This is a genomic window from uncultured Paracoccus sp., assembly GCF_945915435.1.
GTDB lineage: Bacteria > Pseudomonadota > Alphaproteobacteria > Rhodobacterales > Rhodobacteraceae > Paracoccus.
Genome location: NZ_CAMEFG010000060.1, coordinates 1 through 19,399, shown reverse-complemented (window position 1 = coordinate 19,399; position 19,399 = coordinate 1). Strand labels below are relative to the sequence as shown.

Here is a 19,399-nt window from a genome sequence, read left to right as displayed (position 1 = left end):
CGCAGCACTTCCTGGGCCGCCAGGGCATGCCGCGCCGCTACATCGACTATCCGGTGGATTACAGCTATTGGAACTATGTCAGCTCGCTGGGCGCCTACCTGTCCTTCGCCTCGTTCCTGCTGTTCATCGGCATCGTGTTCTACACCCTGTTCGCGGGCAAGCGCGTGACCCAGAACAACTACTGGAACGAACATGCCGACACGCTGGAATGGACCCTGCCCTCGCCCCCGCCCGAACACACGTTCGAGCAGCTTCCCAAGCGCGAGGACTGGGACCGCGGCCACGCCCACTGATGCGGGGCAGCACATGAAAAACGACGGCCCCGGAAATCTCCGGGGCCGTTTTTCGTTCAACCGCCACCGGCAGCAGCGCATCATGCCCTATCGTTGGAGCCATCCGCCAGACACCCCGCCGCCCGGCCAGAGCATCCGGCTGGACCTCTGGCCGCATCGGTCATTGCCGCGCCGGGGTTTCGTCTGGGTGATCGGCCTGACCGCCGGGGGGCTGGCCCTGCCGATGCTTGCCGTGACCGGAACCACCGCGATGTGGGGGCTGCTGCCCTTCGCGCTGGCGGCGATCTGGGCGCTGTGGTTCGCGATCCAGAAAAGCTATGCCACGGGCCGCACGCATGAGGTGTTTCGCCTCAGCCGCGAATCGCTGGTGGTGACGCGCCGCGATCCGGGCCACCCGGACCGGACCTGGCGCACCAACCCCTATTGGGTGCGTCCGATGATACGCCACGATGGCCCGGTCGAGGACTACCTGACCCTGACCGACGGCCAGCGAGAGATCGAGCTTGGCGCCTTCCTGTCGCCCGAGGAACGCCGGTCCCTGCAAGCCGAACTGTCCCGCGCGCTTGCCCGGCCGCGCGACGGCATGGCGGCGGTCCGCTGAGCCGCTGCGCACGGCCCCGCCTGCGCCGGGGCGGCTTCAGTCGCCCTTGTGTTCCGGCAGGTCCTCGCGGCTGGTCGAGGCCATCTCTTCCAACTCGGCCTCGCTCATCGTGTCATACATCTCGCGCGAGGCGCCTTGCAGGTCCTTGACCCTGGTTTCCCCGCGCTTGGCCGAAAGCGCGGCACCCGCCGCGCGTTGCTGTGCCTTGCTGGTGGCTTTCATCCCATCAACCTTTCCTTGATGATCGGCCCGACCGCACCGAAATCCATCTGGCCGGCGTAACGCCCGCGCAATTCCCCCATCACCCGGCCCATATCGCGAACCGAGGACGCGCCCAGCCGGGCGACGGCCTCGTCGATGGCGGCCCGGATCTCGGCCTCGTCCAACTGCCGCGGCAGATAGCCCTGGATGACGGCGATCTCGGCCTCTTCCTTCCGGGCCAGTTCCAGCCGGCCACCCTCTTCATAGGCGCGGGTCGATTCCTGGCGCTGCTTGACCATTTTCGACAAAATCGCGATCAGGTCGGCGTCCGACAGGCCGGCATGTTCGGCGTTTTCGGACCTTGCGGCGATCTCGCGATCCTTGATCGCAGCCGAGATCAGGCGCAGGACCGACAGGCGCGCGCTGTCCCTGGCCTTCATCGCCTCTTTCGTATCTGCCTGAATGCGCTCACGAAGTTGCATGGATTCCCTTTCGCTTTCTGCGCCGCGACGCTTGGCGGCACTGTCTGTCATGGTCGCCGGGCAGCCCGAGTCAACCCGGCATCATCTGGCAAAGTTCCGGCCTTGACGCTCGCCTCACCGAACCTTAGTTTCCGGTCGATTTAGCCGGAGATCCGATCATGCCTCAGAAACCGACCGCTTGTCTTGCATTGGCTGACGGAACCATCTTTTACGGACGAGGCTTCGGCGCAACCGGCGAGGTGGTGGCCGAACTGGTCTTCAACACCGCGATGACCGGCTATCAGGAAATCATGACCGACCCGTCCTATGCCGGGCAGGTCGTGACCTTCACCTTTCCCCATATCGGCAATACCGGCGTCACCCCGCAGGATGACGAGGCCGAGGACCCCATCGCCCCCGGCATCGTCGTCAAATGGGACCCGTCCGAACCGTCGAACTGGCGCGCCGCGTCAGACCTGATCGGCTGGATGGAAAAGCGTGGCCGCATCGGCATCGGCGGCGTCGATACCCGCCGCCTGACCCGTGCGATTCGCCAGCAGGGCGCGCCCCATGTCGTGCTGGCCCACGATCCCGATGGCGAATTCGACATCGAGGCGCTGGTCGCCCGCGCCCGTGGCTGGACGGGGCTGGTCGGTCTCGATCTCGCCAAGGAAGTGACCTGCGCCCAAAGCTATACCTGGAACGAAGGCACCTGGGTCTGGCCGGGCGAATTTACCCGCCCCGAAAGCGACCGCCCCTATCGCATCGTCGCGGTGGACTTCGGCGCCAAGCGCAACATCCTGCGTTCGCTTGCCGCGACCGGCGCCGAGGTGACGGTTCTGCCCGCCACCGCCACCGCCGAGGAGATCCTGGCCCGCGACCCCGAAGGCGTGTTCCTGTCCAACGGTCCCGGCGATCCCGCCGCCACCGGCGAATATGCCGTGCCCACGATCCGGGCGCTGCTGGAAAAGGATCTGCCGATCTTCGGGATTTGCCTTGGCCACCAGATACTTGCGCTGGCCCTTGGCGCCCGGACCGTCAAGATGAGCCACGGCCATCACGGCGCGAATCACCCTGTCCGCGACATCGCCACCGGCAAGGTCGAGATCACCTCGATGAACCACGGTTTTGCGGTCGACAGCCAGACCCTGCCCGAGGGCGTCGTCGAAACCCATGTCAGCCTTTTCGACGGATCGAACTGCGGCTTGCAGATCAAGGATCGCCCCGTCTTTTCCGTGCAATACCACCCCGAGGCCAGCCCCGGCCCGCAGGACAGCCACCACCTGTTCCAGCGTTTCGCAACCGATATAAGGGCGCGGCGCACCTGAAAACGGATGCGAAAACCTCGGGTGGGTTAACCCGTTTTTAACATCCGGCGTGCCATGAATGGCGAAACCCTGTTACGGATTTCGCACATGGCCGCCATAACCGCCCTGTCCCGCAAGCCCGAAATTCGGCCTGCCAATTCCGATTCGCCCATCGTGGCGCTGGACCGGACGCAGATCATCGACAAGCGCGACCGCCGCCCGCTTGGCCAGCTTCTGCTGGAAGACGGGGCTGTCGAGCCGCGAAACCTGTTGCGCGCGGTGATGATACGCCAGCGCCAGGACGTGCCCTTGGGGGAAATCCTGCTCAGCCGGGGTTGGGTCACCCCACAGGCGCTGATACAGGCGCTTTCGCGGCAATGGCGGACAAGCGTGATCGACCTTGCCGCCCTGCCCCCCGATCCGCGGCTGATCGACCAGTTGGGCGCGGAATTCTGCCTTTCGGCGGGCATCGTGCCCTGGCGGCAGGTTTGCGGCGTCACCTATATCGTGACCTCGCGGCCCGAGGAATTCGCCCGCCACCGCGATTCGCTGCCCGAGGGGTGGCGCGAACATCGCATGTTGCTCTGTTCGGAAACCGCGATGCGCGATGCGATCCTGGCCTCGCGGCGGATTTCGCTGATCCGGCGGGCCGAAACCCGCGTGGCGGCGCAGGAAAGCTGCCGCAGCGCCAGGCCGTGGCTGGCTGCCGGGCTGCTGGCGGTCCTTGCAGCTTCGGCGCTGCTGGCTCCGATCACGATGCTGGCCCTGCTGACGCTCTGGACAATCCTGGCATTGCTTGCAGCGACGGGGCTGAAACTGGCCGCCTTCCTGGCGACCCTGCGCGAAGGCAGAAGGCAGGCGGCCCGCAAGGCCGATCTCGCCGCCCTGCGCATCGCAGCGCCCCAGATGAAGGACCCCCTGCCCGTCATCTCGGTCATGGTGCCGCTTTTCGCGGAATCGGATATCGCCAACCGGCTGATCGCGCGGCTGTCCCGCCTGACCTATCCGCGCGAGTTGACCGACCTGATCCTGGTCGTCGAGGAATCCGACGGCATCACCTGCAAGGCGCTGGAAACCACCGCCCTGCCCCGCTGGATGCGGGTGGTGAAGGTGCCCGATGGCCCGATCAAGACCAAGCCGCGGGCGCTGAACTATGCGCTGAACTTCTGCCGCGGTGGGATCGTCGGGGTCTGGGATGCCGAGGACCGGCCCGAACCGGACCAGTTGCACAAGGTTGCGCGTCATTTCCACTTCGCCGCCCCCGATGTCGCCTGTGTTCAGGGCGTGCTGGACTACTACAATCCGCGCACGAACTGGCTGGCGCGCTGCTTTACCATCGAATACGCATCATGGTTCAGGGCGAACCTGCGCGGCGTCGCCAGCCTGGGCCTGGTCGTTCCGCTGGGTGGCACCACGCTGTTCTTTCGCCGCCACGCGCTGGAAAGCGTCGGCTGCTGGGACGCCTGGAACGTGACCGAGGACGCCGATCTTGGCGTCCGTCTTGCAAGGCGCGGTTGGCGGACCGAAATGATCGATACCGTCACCCATGAAGAGGCGAATTGCCGCGCCCTGCCCTGGGTCAAGCAACGCTCTCGGTGGCTCAAGGGTTATGCGCTGACATGGGCCGTCCACATGCGCAACCCTCTGAAACTGTTGCGCGATCTTGGCACCCGGCGCTTCATCGGTTTCCAGGTCCAGTTCCTGGGCGCGATATCGCTATACCTTCTTGCGCCGGTGCTGTGGAGCTTCTGGCTATTGGCATTCGGCCTGCCCCACCCATTGGGCGAAGGATTGCGAACGCTTTGGAACGGCGGCGCCATCCCCGCATTGTTCGCCCTGTTCATCGCCTCGGAACTGCTAAGCGTCGCAATCGGTATCTGGGCCGTTCGCGGAACTGCGCACCGCCATCTGATCCCCTGGGTGCCGACCATGCACCTGTATTTCCCCCTGGGGTGCCTGGCCGGGTGGAAGGCGATATACGAGGTGGTGGCCAAACCCTTTTACTGGGACAAGACCGCGCATGGCCTGTTCGACGGGGCAAACGAGCCGGGCAGCAAGACGCGCGCAACAATCCCACCCGGCGGCGCGAACAAGGATGTCCCCCTTGCAGGCCGGATCTTCTAGCCGATGCCGCGCCGATCCCGCCTGCAAGCGACGGCAAGGGTGATCCACGCAAGCGCAAGATCGCCGCTGATGATCCTATGCCGCCAGCAACTCGTCCGCCGGGCCAAAGAATTCATAATGGATGCGGTCAGAGGCCACCCCCGCAAGCGACAGCGCAAGAACCGCCGCGCGCAGGAAGGGACGAGGGCCGCAGATATAGTAATCGGCCTGCGCCGATGGCGTGTTTTCCAGCAGCCACTCCTCGGTGATCAGCCCTTCCATGTCGTAGTCCCGGCCTGCGGCCTCACCCGGCAGCGGGGTCTGATGAAAATCGGTGATGCGGATGTCGTCGCGCCCTGCCGCCAGGCCGCGGACATGATCGCGCATCGCATGGGTGTTGCGGTCGTGGGTGCCGTGGATGTAATGCACCGGCACCTGCGCATTCTGCGCGACCAGCGTTTCAAGCATGGCAACCATCGGCGTCAGGCCCACCCCTCCAGACAGCAGAACCACCGGGCGTTGCGGCTGATCGGCCAGCACGAACTCACCCGCGGGGGCGGCGACCTTCAGCACCGTGCCGGCCGGCTGTTCATGCAACCAGCCCGAGGCCAACCCCATCGGTTCGCGCTTCACCGAGATGCGATAACCCTTTCCGTCAACCGCCGAAGAGATCGAGTAATTCCGCTTGACCGGCGGATGGCCGGGGATCTCGAACCAGAAGGTCAGATACTGCCCCGCCTTATGCGCCATCACGGGACCCCCATCGACGGGGTGCAGGATGAACGAACGGATCACGCTGCTTTCAGGGATTACCTCGACGATACGGAAGTCGCGCCAGCCGCTCCAACCGCCTTCTGCCGATGCCTGCTGGTCATAGATCCTTTTTTCACGCGCGATCAGGATATCGGCCAGAAACCAATAAGCTTCGCCCCATGCCGCCAGAACCTCCTCGGTCGCGGAATCGCCCAGCACATGGCTGATCGCGCCCAGCAGCGCATCGGCGACATGGGGGTAATGTTCGGGCAGGATCTGAAGGCCGACGTGCTTTTGCGCGATCCGTTCGACCGCAGGGGCGAGGGCCGCGATATTCTCGATATTGCTGGCATAGGCCAGGATCGCCCCGGTCAGCGCGCGCGGTTGCGCATCACTGGGACCCTGGTTGGATTGGTTGAAAAGGGCGCGGATATCGGGGTTCTGAAACAAGCGCGCATACATCTCATGCACGATGTCAAGGCCGTGCGCCTCAAGCGCGGGCACGGTAGCCTTGACCAGTTCGACGGTCCGGGGGCTGATGCTGCGGGTCATGAAAATCTCCGATGGCGATGGCTTTGGTCAAAACATGTATTTATGATGCATCTATACCGGAGGCGAAATTCATGCAATCCTGACGCATCATTTTTTCAGGAGTCCCCGTGCGGCTGACCCGATATACCGACTATGCGATGCGGGTGCTGCTTTATCTTGGGCGGCAGCCCGATTCGTCGCATCCCATCAATGAAATATCAAAGGCTTACGGGATATCGCAGAACCATCTGATGAAGGTGGTCAACGACCTGGTGAATGCGGGCTACCTGACCAGCACCCGTGGACGAAACGGCGGCATTCGGCTGGCGCGCCCCCCCGAGCAGATCCGGGTGGGGGCGTTGATGCGTCACACCGAAAACGACTTCGATCTGGTCGGATGCGGCAGTTGCGTCATCGCCCCGGCCTGCGGGCTGTCCTCGGCGCTGGACGAGGCCTTGCAAGCCTTCATGGCGGTTCTTGATGGATATACGCTGGCCGATATCCTGGCGCGAAAGGGCGATTTCGGCCATCTGCTATTGGGCGCCGCGGCGAATGCCTGACGCACCCGGCGGCTATTTCCGCAGCAGGCCGTCAAGGTGGTCGTGCAGGATATCGGCGTGATTGTGATCGCGGTCGCGGCTGGCCGTCAGCAACGTCACCGGCCCCTTGCGGCACCAACCCAGACATGTTTCGACTGCGGGATTGGACCCAAGTTCATCCAGATAGCGCAGCCGAAATTGGGGCCAGCGGGCCGGATCCGCGTGGAACCATTGCCTCAGCCCGGTCGAGGGCGCGACCTCCTTCAGCCAATCGTCCAGCCGCAGCCTGGCTTTCGCCACACCGCGCGGCCACAGCCTGTCCACCAGAAGCCTGGCACCGACCCAGGCTTCGGGCGGATCGTAGACACGGGCGACACAAAGCGGAAAGGCAGCCATCGCCATCAATCCCCAAATTCACCTGATCAACCATGTCAGGAAAAGCGCCCCGCGTCACCGGCAGAATACGCAGCCAGCCGAATAACCGCTGCAAAACTGGCCGGGCGGCCGGGTCGATATTCACCTCAAGCAGATCATTGCTGCGGCGATGAAGCCTGTGAAATGAATGGTCCTTCGGTCGTAGCGGGTGGCGAAGCATCCGAAATGTTCGATGCGGTTTCGCTGGCGGCAGGTCGCAGAGTCATGAGGGATGATGACCTTGCGGCTGCGGCTTGATGGGATGACAGCCTCGGCGCCCATCCTGGCGATTATCTCCCGCAGCGCATTGCTGTCATAAGCTTTGGCGGCCAGAACGGCCCGCCCTGAATGATGTCGCCCGCCTGGCCCGGGAAGGAAGTGCAGCGGTCATCGCAAGGCATCGGCCAGCATATGGACCTTGGCGCTGAACCCGCCTCGGGAACGCCCCGGCGGCTGATCGCGTGCCCCTTTTTCGCTGGCCCGCTGCTGGTGCGCCCGGTCAATCGTCCTGTCGATTCATCAGTTGTCGCGGCCCTCGGTCAACGTCTCGAACACCGACCCCAAGCCCCGGCATGGCTACCGGCGGCTGAAACGGCGGTGAACGGTTTCCCATTTCCCATAGCGCGCCGGCAAGTCGCGCCGATGCGCCCCCGAACGCAAAACCCACAGGCAGCCGTCCACGAACAGCCTGTTATCCGGTCCCGTCCGCCCCGGATCGCCAGCCTTGCCCGGCAGCAGGGCGGAAATCCTCAATCATTGAGCATCGCTCAGATCGTGGCGTTTCGCCAAGATGCAGAACTCCGTGGTCAACGACACGGTGTTCCATGAATCGCCTGAACCGCCCCAACGGAATCCTGAATGCCGATCCGGCCTAGGACGGTTTTTTCGACAGGTCCAGGCTTTCCACTGCGGGATCGACCCGGAACAGGACCTTCTCGACGCGGTTGCGGGTCAGGACGTAATGATCGACCGCCAGCTTGTCGGCCAGTTCGACATCGCCCGCCTTGATCGCGGCATGCAAGGCGCGGTGCTGGCGTTCGGTTTCGGCCAGATGGGCGGCCAGTTCCTCTTTCGTGGTCGGGTTCAGGTATTCGACGGTGCTGGTCTGGGCGAAACAGGCGCGCGCAAGGCGAATGGTCCCCAGCAGCGCATTGTCGTAGAATGTTGAAAAATAGCGATTATGCGCGGCGCGCGAGATCGCCAGGTGGAATTGCAGGTTGGCCTCGGAACGCTCGACCCCGTTCGAGACGTCCTTGCTGCGCTCGAACGCCAGCATGGTCTTGTGGATCGCGGCAAGATCGTCGTCGCTGCGATGTTCGGCCGCCAGGCGATGGATCAACCGGCTGGAGACCAGCAGCGCATCGTAAAGCTTGGGCACCTCGTCGAAATCCATCGTGGCGACGATGGCCTTGCGGCCGTGCCGCTGCACCAGCCCGTCGGAAATAAGCTGGATGATCGCCTCGCGCACCGGTGTGCGGGATACGCTCATCTGTTCGGCCAGGTCGGCCTCGTCCAGGGTCAGGCCGGGCCGCAGTTCCAGCCGCAAAATGGCCTCGCGGATCTTTCTGGCGACCTTCTGCCCGTCTCTTTCATCCGCGACTTTGTTCATGTTCATCCCGAGACCGTGAGCTATCCCAAGGATGTAGCGGTTGATCCGACCTGCGTCCACTCTGCATCACGCACGGCGGAAAGCGCGATCGCCTGCATCGCCGCCACGCCGTTCAGGGCCTGATCATGCGTCACCGGATAGGGCTGGCCGGTCAGGACATGGCGGGCAAAGGCGTCGAGTTCGCGCGCAAGGCTGTCGCAGGGGTCAAAGCTGCGCCGCTCCTGCGCGCCCTCCAGGTCCGAGGTGACCAGCGTGTCCTGGTCCGGCATCTGGGCCCAGCCCGCCGAGCCGAAAACATGCAGCCGCCAGAAGCTGCCGGTGGACATCAGCGACGACAGGCTGCCCGTCGCGCCGGATTGGAAGTCCAGCATGACATTGGTCACGTCGTCGATCTGCGCGGGCACGGCGATGCGGCGGCTGATCGCCGACACGCGCCGCACCGGGCCAAGCAGGGCGATCATCGCGTCCAGGATGTGAATGCCCATCGCCGCCATGCCGCCCGCCGGGTTTTCCCGGCTGCTGCCGCGCCACATCCGGTCGGTATATTGATAGCCGAAGCTGCCGGAAAACGCGCCTTCGACATGCAAGGGGCGGCCCAGCGCGCCCTTGGCCAGACCCTCGCCAAGCTGTTGATATGCAGGCAGGAAGCGGCGGTTGAAGCCCACGCACAGCCTGACCCCGGCGGCTTGGGTGGCGGCGATGGCCGCCTCGGCCTCGGCCAGGTCCAGGGTCAGCGGCTTTTCCACGAATACATGCTTGCCCGCCTGCGCCGCCCGGCAGATCTGCGCGCCGTGCTGGCTGTGCGGGGTGGCCAGGACGACGGCATCGACCCGGTCGCTGGCCAGCACCGCATCCAGGTCCGGCAGTAGGTGCAACCCCTGTTCGTCGCAGAACTCCTGCGCCTTTTCAGGCGTCCCGGTGGCCGCATGGGTAAAGCGCAGGGCGGAATCGGGGTTGGCGGCATTGGCCAGGGCAAGGTTGCGGCCCCAGCGGCCAAGGCCCACGATTGCCGCGCGCAGGGGTTGATCGGTCACAGCTTTGCTCCTCCGTCGATGGTCAGGGCGCTGCCGGTCATGAAGCCCGACAGGTCCGAGGCAAGATAGACCGCCAGTTCGGCGATCTCGGCCGGGGTGCCCATGCGGCCAAGCGGCTGACGGGCGTTGAAGCCCTGCCGGGCGGCGGCGCTGTCGGGCATGGCCTCGATCCGCGCGGTCATCGAGGGCGTCTCCACCGCCGAAGGGCAGATCGCATTGCAGCGGATATTGGCGGGCGCATAATCCAGCGCGACCGATTTCGTCATGCCGATCACCGCCGCCTTGGTCGCGCCATAGGCGAAGCGGTCGGGCGCGGCGCCTATGGACGAGATCACCGAGGCGATGTTGATGATGCTGCCGCTTTTGCGCGGCAGCATCAGCCCCACCGCCGCGCGCATCATCAGATAGATCGAGGTCACGTTGAGGCTCAGCGACCGTTGCCAGTCCTGGGCCGTGCAATCGCCCAGCCGGCCCACGGCCACCATGCCCGCGCAGTTGAACTGCACGTCCAGCCGGTCCAGCCCGGCATGGAACCGCCCGACCCCATCCGCATCGGTGACGTCGATATCCGCGACATGCAGTTGCGGATGCTGCTCGGCCAGCAGCGCCAGCCCCTGCGCGTCACGGTCAAGCGCGTGGACCGCGGCCCCCTCGCGCAGGAAGGCCAGCGCGGTTTCCCGCCCGATCCCCGAGGCGGCGCCGGTCACCACGCAAACCTTGTCAGCCAGTCGTTTCACGTCAGCCTCCCTCATCGCTGGAAAAGGTAGTCGGGCAGCCACAGGACGATCTGCGGGAACACGGTGATCAGCGCGACGCCAAGGCACATCAGCAGGAAGAAGGGCACGCAGGCCATGATGATGCGGGTGATCGACGCCTTGGTCAGGTCTTGCAGGATGAACAGGTTGAAGCCCACCGGCGGGGTGATCTGTGCCAGTTCGGCCATCAGGATCAGGAAGATGCCGAACCAGATGGGGTCAAACCCGGCGGCCATGATCAGCGGCAGCGTGATCGGCAGGCTCATCACCATCATCGAGATGCCTTCCAGGAACATGCCCAGAAGCAGGTAGAACAGCACCAGGATGAAGATCAGTTGGTAGGGCGACAGGTCCAGCCCGTTGATGACGGTCGCGATATTGTGGGGCACATGCATGAAGCCCATCGCCGTGGACAGGAAGGCCGCGCCGATCATGATCGCGGAAATCATGCAACTGGTATGGACCGCCGCCGTCAGGCTGGCGATGAACGTGTTCCACGACAGTTGCCAGGTGCAGGCGGCATAGACCAGAGTCGCGGCAACCCCGATCGCGGCGGTTTCCGACGGCGTGGCCAGGCCCGAATAGATCGCGCCAAGCACGATCCCGATCAGGATCGCGATGGGAATCAGGTTGGCCACGCCCGTCAGCATCTGCCCCAGGCTGGGCGCATTGGTGTCGGCAGGGGCCACCTCGGGCCGCAGCAGGCTGTAGACGATGACGTAAAGCGAATAGATGCCCGCGATCATCAGGCCCGGTATCATGCCCGCCGCGAACAGGCGCGAGATCGAGACCTCGGCCAGAACGCCGTAGACGATCATCATGATCGAGGGCGGGATCAGCAACCCCAGGCTGCCCGCCCCGGCAAGCGAGCCATAGGACAGCGAATTGGAATAGCCGCGCTTCTTCAACTCGGGGATGGTGATCTTGCCGACGGTGACGGTGGTGGCCGCGCTGGAACCGCAGATCGCCGCGAAAACCGCCGAGCCGAAGATATTGGTGTGCAGCATCCGCCCCGGCAGGTAATAGGTCAGCGGCGACAGGCCGCGGAACAGGCGGGTCGAGACATCCGTTCGCAGGATGATCTCGCCCATCCAGATGAACATGGGAATTGCCGACAGCTCCCACGCGGTCGAACTGCGGATCACCAGCGGCGCAAGGATGGTGCCGATACGGTGAAAGGGCATGTCGATGAACAGGGCAAGGCCGACTGTGCTGACCAGCAGCAGGCCGGAAAAGACCCAGACCCCCATCCCCAGGAAAAAGATGACCAGGCCAAGGACACCGAATGCGACGATCATGGATTCCATGTTTTACTCTGCCTCGATCTGTTCTTCGGGAACGCCGTTGACGACGGTGTCCAGCGCCGATGCGGCAAGCTGGATCAGGAAGATCACCAGCCCCGCGAAAAGCGCGGCGGCGATATACCAGGTCGGCGTGGCCGTCAGCGTCGGACTGACCGAGCCGCGCGTATAGTCGCGCACCAGGATCATCCAGATATATCGCGCGAGAAAGGCGAACATCGCAAAGGTCGCCGCGATGCAGAACAGTTCCACCGCGATGGCGCCCTTGCCGCGCAGAAAGCGGCGCAACAGGCTGACCCGGACGTGCTTGCGGCTCAGGAAGGTGTGGCCCAACGCCAGAAAGGCCATCGCACCCGTCGCGTAGCCGACATATTCGCCCATCGAATTGGTCGAACCGCCGAAGAAGTTTCGCAGGATGATTTCAAGGATGATGTGGACCACCATATAGACCAGCAGGATGGCCGAGACCGCCATCCCGGCAGCCGAACAGATCCCGGACACGCGAATAACCGCATGAGAAAGCATGTTTGCGCCCTCAGAAATATGAGTGAAGGGCGCGCGGCCTTCCGCGCGCCCCGGCAGGGTTACGAACCGCGCTTTTCGGCGTATTCGTCAAGGATCTGCTGGCCGACCGGACCGACGGCGTTCAGCCATTCCTCATAGACCGGCTGGCCCGCCTCGCTCAGGAAGTCCAGCACATCGGCGGGAATGTCGGTGGTGATGGTCACGCCATTGGCCCGCATTTCCTCGAAATTCTCGGCCACACGGTCCTCGAGGTCCTGCCATGCGGCTTCGCTGGCCTTTTCGGCGGCCTCGTGCAGGATCGCCTGTTCTTCGGGCGACAGGCTGTCGTAGATGTCCTTGTTCATATGGGTCATGTTCAGGGCCATCGAGTAGTTGACCGCCGTGAAATGGTCGAGAAACTCCCAGAACTTGGAACTGACGCCCCCGTCGGCCGAGGTCAGGACCGAGTTGATGCTGCCTGCCGCAAGTTGCGGGACGGTATCCGCCCAGCTGATCTGGATCGCGGTGGACCCGGCATTGGACAGGGTGCGCACGCCGCTGGCGTCCCAGCCGCGGATGCGCAGGTCCTTCATATCCTCGGCCGAAGCGATGGGCTTTTGCGCCCAGATCCCCGACGGCGGCCAGGGCGTCGCCCAGAGCAGCACCTGGTTGTGCTTTTCGAACACCTCTTCGTAATGCGGGCGCGCGACCTCCCAAAGCAGCCGGGCATCGGCGTTCGTGTTGGCGATGAAGGGCAAGGACGACAGCAGGAACAGCGGCTCGATCCCCGAAAGCGAGGTCGTGACGGTATCGGCCATGTCCAGCGCGCCGACGCCGACCGCATCGAACTGATCGACCGACTTGTAGCCGATGGCACCGCCGTAATGGCCGGTGATGCGGATATCGCCGCCCGATGCCTCATGCACCGCCTCGATAAAGATCTTGTCGGCCTCGCCCATGATGGTCGTCTCGCCGTATTCGTTGGCAAGATCCCATGAATGGCTTTGCGCAAGGGCCGCGCCCGACATGGCCATCAGGGAAAATGCCGCGCTCAGGACTTTGTTTTGCATGATTTTTCCTCTCTGTTGATGTGTTGACAGGGATGGTTGTTATTCTTGGGCGCCACCGGCCGGGCGATAGTGCCGGTCGATGAAGCCTTGGGTGAACTTGCCGGACGCCAGATCCCCGGCGATGGCCTCGGGGGCGCGCTCGGCCGGGTCGCCGTAGCCCCCGGCGCCGGGGGTTTCGATGACGACCACGGTTTCTTCGGGCACGAAGACGCCCGTGACCTTCGAGGGCAGGTCCCGCGATGTACCGTCGACATTGCGCAGGTAGAATTCGCCCGTCGCGCCCGGCTTGCCGCCAAAGACGCCCCAGGGCTGGTGACGGAAGCGTTCGCCCACGCCGTTGAATTCGCACAGATGGCCGATCGGGCGGATCGCGCGGCGGATACCCATGCCGCCGCGATACCTGCCTGCCCCGCCGGAATCGGGGATCAGCGAATATTCCTCGACCCGCAGGGGATATTCCAGTTCGATCGCCTCGACCGGAAGGTTGGCGGTGTTGGTGATATGGACCTGCACCCCGTCCTTGCCGTCCTTGGCCGCCCGCGCGCCCATGCCGCCGCCCAGCGTTTCCAGGTAGACGTAGGAATTGCCCGTCTGCGGATCGGTGCCCGCGAAAACGGCGCTGGTGTTGGCGCCGTTCGCCGCCCCCACGACACGGTCGGGCAGCGCGTCGGCAAAGGCGCCCAGCACCACGTCAACCACGCGCTGGCAGGAATTGGCGCGCATCGCCACCCCCGCCGGATGGGCGCAATTCACGAAGCTGCCCGGCTCGGCCACGATCTCGATGGCATCGAAAATGCCCTGGTTGTTGGGCACTTCGGGGTCCAGCAGCGCCTTGAGCGCATAGCAGACCGCCGATTTCGTGGTGTTCAGCGTCATGTTGAAATTGCCCGGCACCTGGGCCGAGGTCCCGGTGAAATCGAAGACGATCTTTTCGCCGGTCTTGCGGATGGTCAGGGCGATGCGCACGTCCTCGGTTCCCAGCCCGTCGTCGTCCATCACGTCGGCAAAGCCATAATCGCCGTCGGGAATGCGCGCGATGGCATTGCGCATGCGCAGGTTGGTGCGGCTGACGATCTCGTCGCACAGGACCACCAGATGATCCGCGCCGTGACGGGCGACCATCTCGCCCAGCCGCTTCACGCCGATCTTGACGGCGGCGATCTGCGCGTTCAGGTCGCCCAGCCTCTCGTCGGGCAGGCGCATGTTCAGCAGCAGCAGCCGCATGATGTCGTTGCAGACCTGGCCCTGGCGGAACAGGCGCAGGATGGGGATGCGCAAACCTTCCTTGTAGATCTCGTTCAGGCCGCCCGACATCGACCCGACCGAGGCCCCGCCCACATCGGCGTGGTGGACGATATTGGCGACAAAGCCCAGCAGCCGCTCGCCATCGAAGACCGGCATCGCCATGTTGATGTCGGGCAGGTGCGAGCCGCCCGCCACATGCGGATCGTTGGCGATGAAGATGTCGCCCGGCGCGAGGCTGTCGGAGTATTGGTCCAGGATCAACCCGATCAGCCCCGACATCGACGCCAGATGGATCGGCAGCGCATTTTCGGCCTGCACGATCAGCCTGCCATTGCGGTCGGCGATGGCGGTCGAATGGTCATGGCGTTCCTTGATATTGGTGGAAAACGCGCTGCGCATCAGCGTCAGAAAGCATTCGTCGGCGATCGAGCGCAGGCTGTTCCAGCTTATTTCGGTGGTGATCGGGTCCAGCGTGACGGCTTCAGTCATCGTTGCGCTCCATAATCATGTTCATCGCGGCGTCGATGCGCAGCGTCCAGCCGGGCGGCACCAGCGTCGTGGTGTCGAATTGCGTGATCAGGGCCGGGCCGATGATATGGCTGCCCTCGGCCAGCCCCTCGCGGCCATAGACGGGGGTGGGGACAAAGCCGGTCCGCTCGAACCAGATCCGTTCGGTCGCGGCGGGCTGCGCCTCGCCCGTGGGACGGGCGGTATCGACGGCCTGCTTGGCAAGTTCCATCGTGGCGCGGATGCGAAGGTTGACGACCTCGACCCCGGCATCGGGATCGTGGTGGCCATAGGCAGCCTCGTGCTGGCGAAAGAACGCCTGTTTCAGATCCTGCACGGCGGGCAAGGCGGGGGCATGGCGGCCCGTGCCGATCTCGACCGGCAGTTCGTAGTTCTGGCCGATATAGCGCAGGTCCAGGATCACGGTCTGGTTGCGGCTGGTGATGAAGGCGTCGTCCTCGCCCGGTGCGGACAGCCATTCCTCGGCCTGTTCGCTCAGCCGTCCAAGGGCCTCCTCGATCACCGTCAGATCGCCGTTCAGCGGGCTGCGGCAGGTCGTGACATAGTTCTCCTGCAAATCGGCGACGATCAGCCCCTCGGCGCACAGGATGCCCGGCGCGCGCGGAATCAGGATGCGGCGCATCGCCAGGATGTCGGCCACGTCCGCCGCATGCAGCCCCCCCGCGCCGCCAAAGCACATCAGCGTGAAATCGCGCGGGTCCTGCCCCTTTTCGATGGACACCGCCCGGATCGCCCGCGCCATGTTCGAGGCGGCGATGCTGACGATCCCGTGCGCGGCCTTTTCCAGCGGCAGATCCAGCGGCGCCGCGATCTGCCGGACGGCCTCGCGCGCCAGATCGGCGTCGATGCGGAAACCGTCGGCAAGACGGGCAGGCAGGCGGCCCAGCACCACGTTGGCGTCCGAAACCGTGGGCTTGTCGCCCCCCCGGCCGTAGCAGGCGGGACCGGGCACGGCGCCCGCGCTCATCGGGCCGACCTTCAGCAGGCCGTCGCTGCCCAGATGGGCGATCGAGCCGCCGCCCGCGCCGACCGTATGGATGTCGACCGTCGGCAGGCGGATGCGGAAACCGGCGATGTCGCGCAGGTTCGAGGTGCCGACCTTGCCGCCCTGGATCAGAGCGACGTCGGTGCTGGTGCCGCCGATGTCCAGCGTGATGATATTCGGGGTCCCCGACATTTCCGCGGCGGCGGCGGCCCCGACCGCACCGGCGGCAGGTCCCGACAGCGCCGTGCGCACCGGAAAGCGCGAGGCCTGTTCGATGGTCATCAGCCCGCCCGCCGACTGGAAGATGCCCAGCGCGGCCCTGGGCGCGATCTTCTGGATCGCGGCGCTGAGCCGGTCCATGTAGCGCCCGACCTCGGGTTGCAGGAAGGCGTTGATGACCGTGGTCGAGAAGCGTTCGTATTCGCGGAACTCGGGATGCACCTCGCTTGAGATCGAGACGTAGAGGTTCGGACAGGCCCGGCGGATCGCCTCTGCGATGCGTTGCTCATGCGCGGGGTTCAGAAAGGAAAAGATCAGGCAGACGGCGATGGATTCCAGATCCTCGATCCCGCGCAACTCGGCAATCAGCGCCTCGATTTCCGCATCGGTCAGCTCGATGATCGCTTCGCCCCTGGGACCGATCCGCTCGGCGATCTCCAGCCTGTCGGCGCGTTCGACCAGCGGCGGGGGCGCGTCGGCTTGCAGGTCGTAGATGGCGGGGCGGACCTGGCGGCCGATTTCCAGCAGGTCGCGAAACCCCTTCGTCGTCACCAGCCCGGTCTTTGCCCCCTTGCGCTGCAACAGCGCATTGGTCGCGACCGTCGTGCCGTGGGCAAAGCGGGCGATGTCGTCGCCGTCGATTCCGGCCTTGGCCTGCAATTCCTGCAACCCGCTCAAGATCGCCTCGGACGGGTCCTGCGGCGTCGAGGGACGCTTATGCAGCACCGAGCGCCCCGTCGAGAGTTGCCGCGCCGAAAAATCGGTGAAGGTGCCACCGACATCGACCCCGATCACCCAGTCTCCCATTCATTACTCTCCTGAAATTAAATAAGAATTTCACATATCGTCCCTGTGTGAAATTCGATTCCTTAAATTCAGTATGCATTCTGGATACCATGCGTCAAATGTTTTCAGCCCGGTTTGCGCAGAAAAATGCCGTTGGGCGTTCAAACTGGATACTGAAACAAAGCGGGAATCAGGGCAGGCAAGCCAGCGCGATCAAGGGGTTGAGCGGCCTCACCCGGCTGCTGGAAACTGCCCTGCCGCCCAGGCCATGAAGCTGCGGACCGCAGCGGTTTCCTTGCGCTTGGCGTTGCGGGTCATGGTCAGGACATGGGGCACGGCCACGCCCTGCCCGAAAGGCAGCGCGATTCGTCCCGTTGCCGAAAACCCCGCCGCATAGGTGGAATAGACCACCGTCAGCCCCGCCCCGGCTGCGGCCAGTTCCAGCGCGGAAATCGCGGTATCGACGCGCAGCACCGGCTGGCCCGATGACGGGCGCAGCTTCATCGCCTCGGCCCACATGTCCCAAAGCGAATATTTCCCCTGCACCTCGATCCGGGGCATCTCGGGCAGCGCCGCCAGCGTGGCCAGATGCGGCGGACCTGCCGGAACCAGGCGCTCATGCGACAGGACGGCGGCCTCTGGCGCGGCCAGGTCCGCCTTTTCGAAGGCAAAGCCGATATCGGCCAGGTCGCTGTTCGGATCGGTCCAGATCGAACTGTTGAGTTGCACCGAGACCTCGGGGTGATCGGCCATGAACCCGCGCAATCGCGGTGCAAGCCACAGGTTCAGGAACGATATCGGGGCCGAGATCGTGATCCCTTGCCGCTCGCGCCGCCCGGTCAGGCCGCGCGTCGCCGCCTCGGCCATGTCCAGCGCCTGCGTGATGCCGGGCAGGTAGGCCTTGCCGGCCGAACTGAGTTCCAACCCGCTGGGCTGGCGACGAAACAGCGGGCGGCCGAAATATTGTTCCAGCGCGCGGACCCGCTGGCTGATGGCGGCCTGCGTGCAGTTCAGTTCATCCGCGGCGCGGGTAAAGCTGAGATGCCGCGCCGCCGCCTCGAAGGCCTGAAGGTAGACGAGATGGGGAAGCTCGCGCATGTCCTTGCCCCACCCCGGTCCTGCTCAGCCCATTCTCTCGCTGGCGTGGCTGCCGGGCGAGGCGGGGAAAACCACGGTCTTGTCGCCATTCAGGAAAACCCGGTGATGGATATGGGCGTGGATGGCGCGGGCCAGCACCTGCGCCTCGACGTCGCGGCCAAGGCTGACGTAATCCTCGGGCGACTGCGCATGGGTGACGCGGATCGTGTCCTGTTCGATGATCGGGCCTTCGTCCAGGTCGGCGGTGACGTAATGGCTGGTCGCTCCGATCAGCTTCACGCCGCGCTCGAACGCCTGCTTGTAGGGGTTGGCGCCCTTGAAACTGGGCAGGAAAGAGTGGTGGATATTGATGATCCGCCCCGACATTTCCCGGCACATCTGGTCCGACAGCACTTGCATGTAGCGCGCCAGGACGATCAGTTCGGCGCCTGTGTCGCGCACGATCTGCATGATCGACGCCTCGGCCTGGGGCTTGTTGTCGGGCGTCACCCGGATACAGTGAAAGGGAATGTCGTGGTTCACCACCAGCTTCTGGTAATCCATGTGATTGCTGATGACCGCGACGATATCGACCGGCAGCGCACCGATCCGCCAGCGATAGAGCAGGTCGTTCAGGCAATGGCCGAAGCGGCTGACCATGATGATGACCTTCATCCGCTCGGTCTGGTCGTGGAAGCTGGCGGTCATCTCGAATTCTCCGGCGGTGGGCTGGAAGCCCTCGCGCAGGCTGGCCAGGTCGCAGCCCTCTTCCGAGGTGAAGCTGACCCGCATGAAGAAGCGGCTGTTGGACAGGTCGTCGAATTGCGAGCTGTCGACGATGTTGCAGCCGTTCTGGGCCAGATAGGTCGAAATGGCAGCGACGATCCCGCGCCGCGTGGGGCAGGTCACGGTCAGGCAATATTTCTGCATGGCTCTTGCTCTTTTCAGGACAGGTGGTGCGGACAATGGGGTCAGGCCGACAGGGCTTGCGGTTCAGGCAGCGCGTTGGCGCGGTAGCAGGCAGTCAGGGTATTGGCAAGCAGGCAGGCGATGGTCATCGGGCCGACGCCGCCCGGCACCGGG

General features: G+C 64.5%; 19 protein-coding genes and 2 pseudogenes. 5 read left to right on the top strand and 16 right to left on the bottom strand.

Translation table 11 applies throughout. The annotated features are described in order from the left end of the window. Window positions 1-293, top strand: a pseudogene (locus Q0O97_RS16010) (cytochrome c oxidase subunit I); the annotation flags it as partial. Window positions 294-375: 82 nt separating this feature from the next. Continuing rightward, on the top strand, window positions 376-894 hold the full coding sequence (locus Q0O97_RS16005) for a DUF2244 domain-containing protein (protein WP_294931651.1): 519 nt from the start codon (window positions 376-378) through the stop codon (window positions 892-894). Between the two features lie 36 nt (window positions 895-930). On the opposite strand, the gene Q0O97_RS16000 is transcribed toward Q0O97_RS16005, so the two are convergent. Further along, on the bottom strand, window positions 931-1,116 hold the full coding sequence (locus Q0O97_RS16000) for a DUF3008 family protein (protein ID WP_294931648.1): 186 nt from the start codon (window positions 1,114-1,116) through the stop codon (window positions 931-933). Next, the gene (locus Q0O97_RS15995) at window positions 1,113-1,577 is read right to left on the bottom strand and encodes a GatB/YqeY domain-containing protein (RefSeq protein ID WP_294931645.1); all 465 of its coding nucleotides are present in this window, start codon (window positions 1,575-1,577) and stop codon (window positions 1,113-1,115) included. Before Q0O97_RS15995 ends, Q0O97_RS16000 begins: the two co-directional genes overlap by 4 nt. Window positions 1,578-1,735: 158 nt before the next feature. On the opposite strand from Q0O97_RS15995, the gene carA reads away from it, so the two are divergent. Together carA and Q0O97_RS15985 are read left to right on the top strand one after the other, a co-directional pair. Continuing rightward, window positions 1,736-2,884, top strand: a complete 1,149-nt coding sequence (carA, locus tag Q0O97_RS15990) for a glutamine-hydrolyzing carbamoyl-phosphate synthase small subunit (RefSeq protein ID WP_294931642.1) — start codon at window positions 1,736-1,738, stop codon at window positions 2,882-2,884. Between the two features lie 87 nt (window positions 2,885-2,971). Continuing rightward, window positions 2,972-4,987, top strand: coding sequence for a glycosyltransferase family 2 protein (locus Q0O97_RS15985; RefSeq protein ID WP_294931638.1), 2,016 nt, complete (start codon window positions 2,972-2,974; stop codon window positions 4,985-4,987). A 75-nt stretch (window positions 4,988-5,062) separates the two neighbouring features. Here the strand turns inward: Q0O97_RS15985 and hmpA are convergent, their stop codons facing one another. Continuing rightward, window positions 5,063-6,271, bottom strand: a complete 1,209-nt coding sequence (hmpA, locus tag Q0O97_RS15980; protein ID WP_294931635.1) for an NO-inducible flavohemoprotein — start codon at window positions 6,269-6,271, stop codon at window positions 5,063-5,065. A 107-nt stretch (window positions 6,272-6,378) separates the two neighbouring features. On the opposite strand from hmpA, the gene Q0O97_RS15975 reads away from it, so the two are divergent. Further along, window positions 6,379-6,810 carry an Rrf2 family transcriptional regulator gene (locus Q0O97_RS15975; protein ID WP_294931632.1) on the top strand — a complete coding sequence of 144 codons (432 nt, stop codon included), beginning with the start codon at window positions 6,379-6,381 and terminating at the stop codon, window positions 6,808-6,810. A 12-nt stretch (window positions 6,811-6,822) separates the two neighbouring features. On the opposite strand, the gene Q0O97_RS15970 is transcribed toward Q0O97_RS15975, so the two are convergent. The 13 genes and pseudogenes from Q0O97_RS15970 to Q0O97_RS15915 all read right to left on the bottom strand — a co-directional run. Next, window positions 6,823-7,185 (bottom strand): DUF488 family protein, encoded by a 363-nt coding sequence (locus Q0O97_RS15970; RefSeq protein WP_294931629.1) that lies wholly within the window; start codon window positions 7,183-7,185, stop codon window positions 6,823-6,825. Between the two features lie 594 nt (window positions 7,186-7,779). Next, on the bottom strand, window positions 7,780-7,956 hold the full coding sequence (locus Q0O97_RS17505) for a transposase (protein WP_366125266.1): 177 nt from the start codon (window positions 7,954-7,956) through the stop codon (window positions 7,780-7,782). 118 nt (window positions 7,957-8,074) lie between these two features. Then, window positions 8,075-8,818, bottom strand: coding sequence for a GntR family transcriptional regulator (locus Q0O97_RS15965; RefSeq protein ID WP_294931626.1), 744 nt, complete (start codon window positions 8,816-8,818; stop codon window positions 8,075-8,077). A 14-nt stretch (window positions 8,819-8,832) separates the two neighbouring features. Next, the gene (locus tag Q0O97_RS15960; protein WP_294931623.1) at window positions 8,833-9,846 is read right to left on the bottom strand and encodes a Gfo/Idh/MocA family oxidoreductase; all 1,014 of its coding nucleotides are present in this window, start codon (window positions 9,844-9,846) and stop codon (window positions 8,833-8,835) included. Further along, on the bottom strand, window positions 9,843-10,583 hold the full coding sequence (locus tag Q0O97_RS15955; RefSeq protein WP_294931620.1) for an SDR family oxidoreductase: 741 nt from the start codon (window positions 10,581-10,583) through the stop codon (window positions 9,843-9,845). Before Q0O97_RS15955 ends, Q0O97_RS15960 begins: the two co-directional genes overlap by 4 nt. An 11-nt stretch (window positions 10,584-10,594) precedes the next feature. After that, entirely contained in the window at window positions 10,595-11,899 is a 1,305-nt protein-coding gene (locus Q0O97_RS15950) for a TRAP transporter large permease subunit (RefSeq protein ID WP_294931618.1), read from the bottom strand. A 12-nt stretch (window positions 11,900-11,911) separates the two neighbouring features. Next, window positions 11,912-12,427, bottom strand: coding sequence for a TRAP transporter small permease (locus tag Q0O97_RS15945; protein WP_294931615.1), 516 nt, complete (start codon window positions 12,425-12,427; stop codon window positions 11,912-11,914). A gap of 59 nt (window positions 12,428-12,486) precedes the next feature. Further along, entirely contained in the window at window positions 12,487-13,476 is a 990-nt protein-coding gene (locus Q0O97_RS15940; RefSeq protein WP_294931611.1) for a TRAP transporter substrate-binding protein, read from the bottom strand. Between the two features lie 39 nt (window positions 13,477-13,515). Beyond that, window positions 13,516-15,210, bottom strand: coding sequence for a hydantoinase B/oxoprolinase family protein (locus Q0O97_RS15935; protein WP_294931606.1), 1,695 nt, complete (start codon window positions 15,208-15,210; stop codon window positions 13,516-13,518). After that, window positions 15,203-17,260, bottom strand: coding sequence for a hydantoinase/oxoprolinase family protein (locus Q0O97_RS15930; RefSeq protein ID WP_294931603.1), 2,058 nt, complete (start codon window positions 17,258-17,260; stop codon window positions 15,203-15,205). Before Q0O97_RS15930 ends, Q0O97_RS15935 begins: the two co-directional genes overlap by 8 nt. Before the next feature lie 210 nt (window positions 17,261-17,470). Next, window positions 17,471-18,337, bottom strand: a complete 867-nt coding sequence (locus Q0O97_RS15925; protein WP_294931600.1) for a LysR substrate-binding domain-containing protein — start codon at window positions 18,335-18,337, stop codon at window positions 17,471-17,473. Between the two features lie 24 nt (window positions 18,338-18,361). Further along, complete coding sequence (purU, locus tag Q0O97_RS15920; protein ID WP_294931597.1) at window positions 18,362-19,246, bottom strand: formyltetrahydrofolate deformylase; 885 nt, start codon at window positions 19,244-19,246, stop codon at window positions 18,362-18,364. A 41-nt stretch (window positions 19,247-19,287) separates the two neighbouring features. Then, window positions 19,288-19,399: pseudogene (locus Q0O97_RS15915) on the bottom strand (bifunctional methylenetetrahydrofolate dehydrogenase/methenyltetrahydrofolate cyclohydrolase); the annotation flags it as partial.

What these genes read in the sequence shown, in the direction of transcription:
- Q0O97_RS15930 (WP_294931603.1), bottom strand. Translation starts at nt 17,260, where the DNA reads ATGGGAGACTGGGTGATCGGGGTCGATGTCGGTGGCACCTTCACCGAT.
- Q0O97_RS15940 (WP_294931611.1), bottom strand. Translation starts at nt 13,476, where the DNA reads ATGCAAAACAAAGTCCTGAGCGCGGCATTTTCCCTGATGGCCATGTCG.
- Q0O97_RS15995 (WP_294931645.1), bottom strand. Translation starts at nt 1,577, where the DNA reads ATGCAACTTCGTGAGCGCATTCAGGCAGATACGAAAGAGGCGATGAAG.
- hmpA (WP_294931635.1), bottom strand. Translation starts at nt 6,271, where the DNA reads ATGACCCGCAGCATCAGCCCCCGGACCGTCGAACTGGTCAAGGCTACC.
- Q0O97_RS15970 (WP_294931629.1), bottom strand. Translation starts at nt 7,185, where the DNA reads ATGGCTGCCTTTCCGCTTTGTGTCGCCCGTGTCTACGATCCGCCCGAA.
- Q0O97_RS15950 (WP_294931618.1), bottom strand. Translation starts at nt 11,899, where the DNA reads ATGATCGTCGCATTCGGTGTCCTTGGCCTGGTCATCTTTTTCCTGGGG.
- Q0O97_RS16000 (WP_294931648.1), bottom strand. Translation starts at nt 1,116, where the DNA reads ATGAAAGCCACCAGCAAGGCACAGCAACGCGCGGCGGGTGCCGCGCTT.
- purU (WP_294931597.1), bottom strand. Translation starts at nt 19,246, where the DNA reads ATGCAGAAATATTGCCTGACCGTGACCTGCCCCACGCGGCGCGGGATC.
- Q0O97_RS15925 (WP_294931600.1), bottom strand. Translation starts at nt 18,337, where the DNA reads ATGCGCGAGCTTCCCCATCTCGTCTACCTTCAGGCCTTCGAGGCGGCG.
- Q0O97_RS15965 (WP_294931626.1), bottom strand. Translation starts at nt 8,818, where the DNA reads ATGAACATGAACAAAGTCGCGGATGAAAGAGACGGGCAGAAGGTCGCC.
- Q0O97_RS15935 (WP_294931606.1), bottom strand. Translation starts at nt 15,210, where the DNA reads ATGACTGAAGCCGTCACGCTGGACCCGATCACCACCGAAATAAGCTGG.
- Q0O97_RS15985 (WP_294931638.1), top strand. Translation starts at nt 2,972, where the DNA reads ATGGCCGCCATAACCGCCCTGTCCCGCAAGCCCGAAATTCGGCCTGCC.
- Q0O97_RS16005 (WP_294931651.1), top strand. Translation starts at nt 376, where the DNA reads ATGCCCTATCGTTGGAGCCATCCGCCAGACACCCCGCCGCCCGGCCAG.
- carA (WP_294931642.1), top strand. Translation starts at nt 1,736, where the DNA reads ATGCCTCAGAAACCGACCGCTTGTCTTGCATTGGCTGACGGAACCATC.
- Q0O97_RS15945 (WP_294931615.1), bottom strand. Translation starts at nt 12,427, where the DNA reads ATGCTTTCTCATGCGGTTATTCGCGTGTCCGGGATCTGTTCGGCTGCC.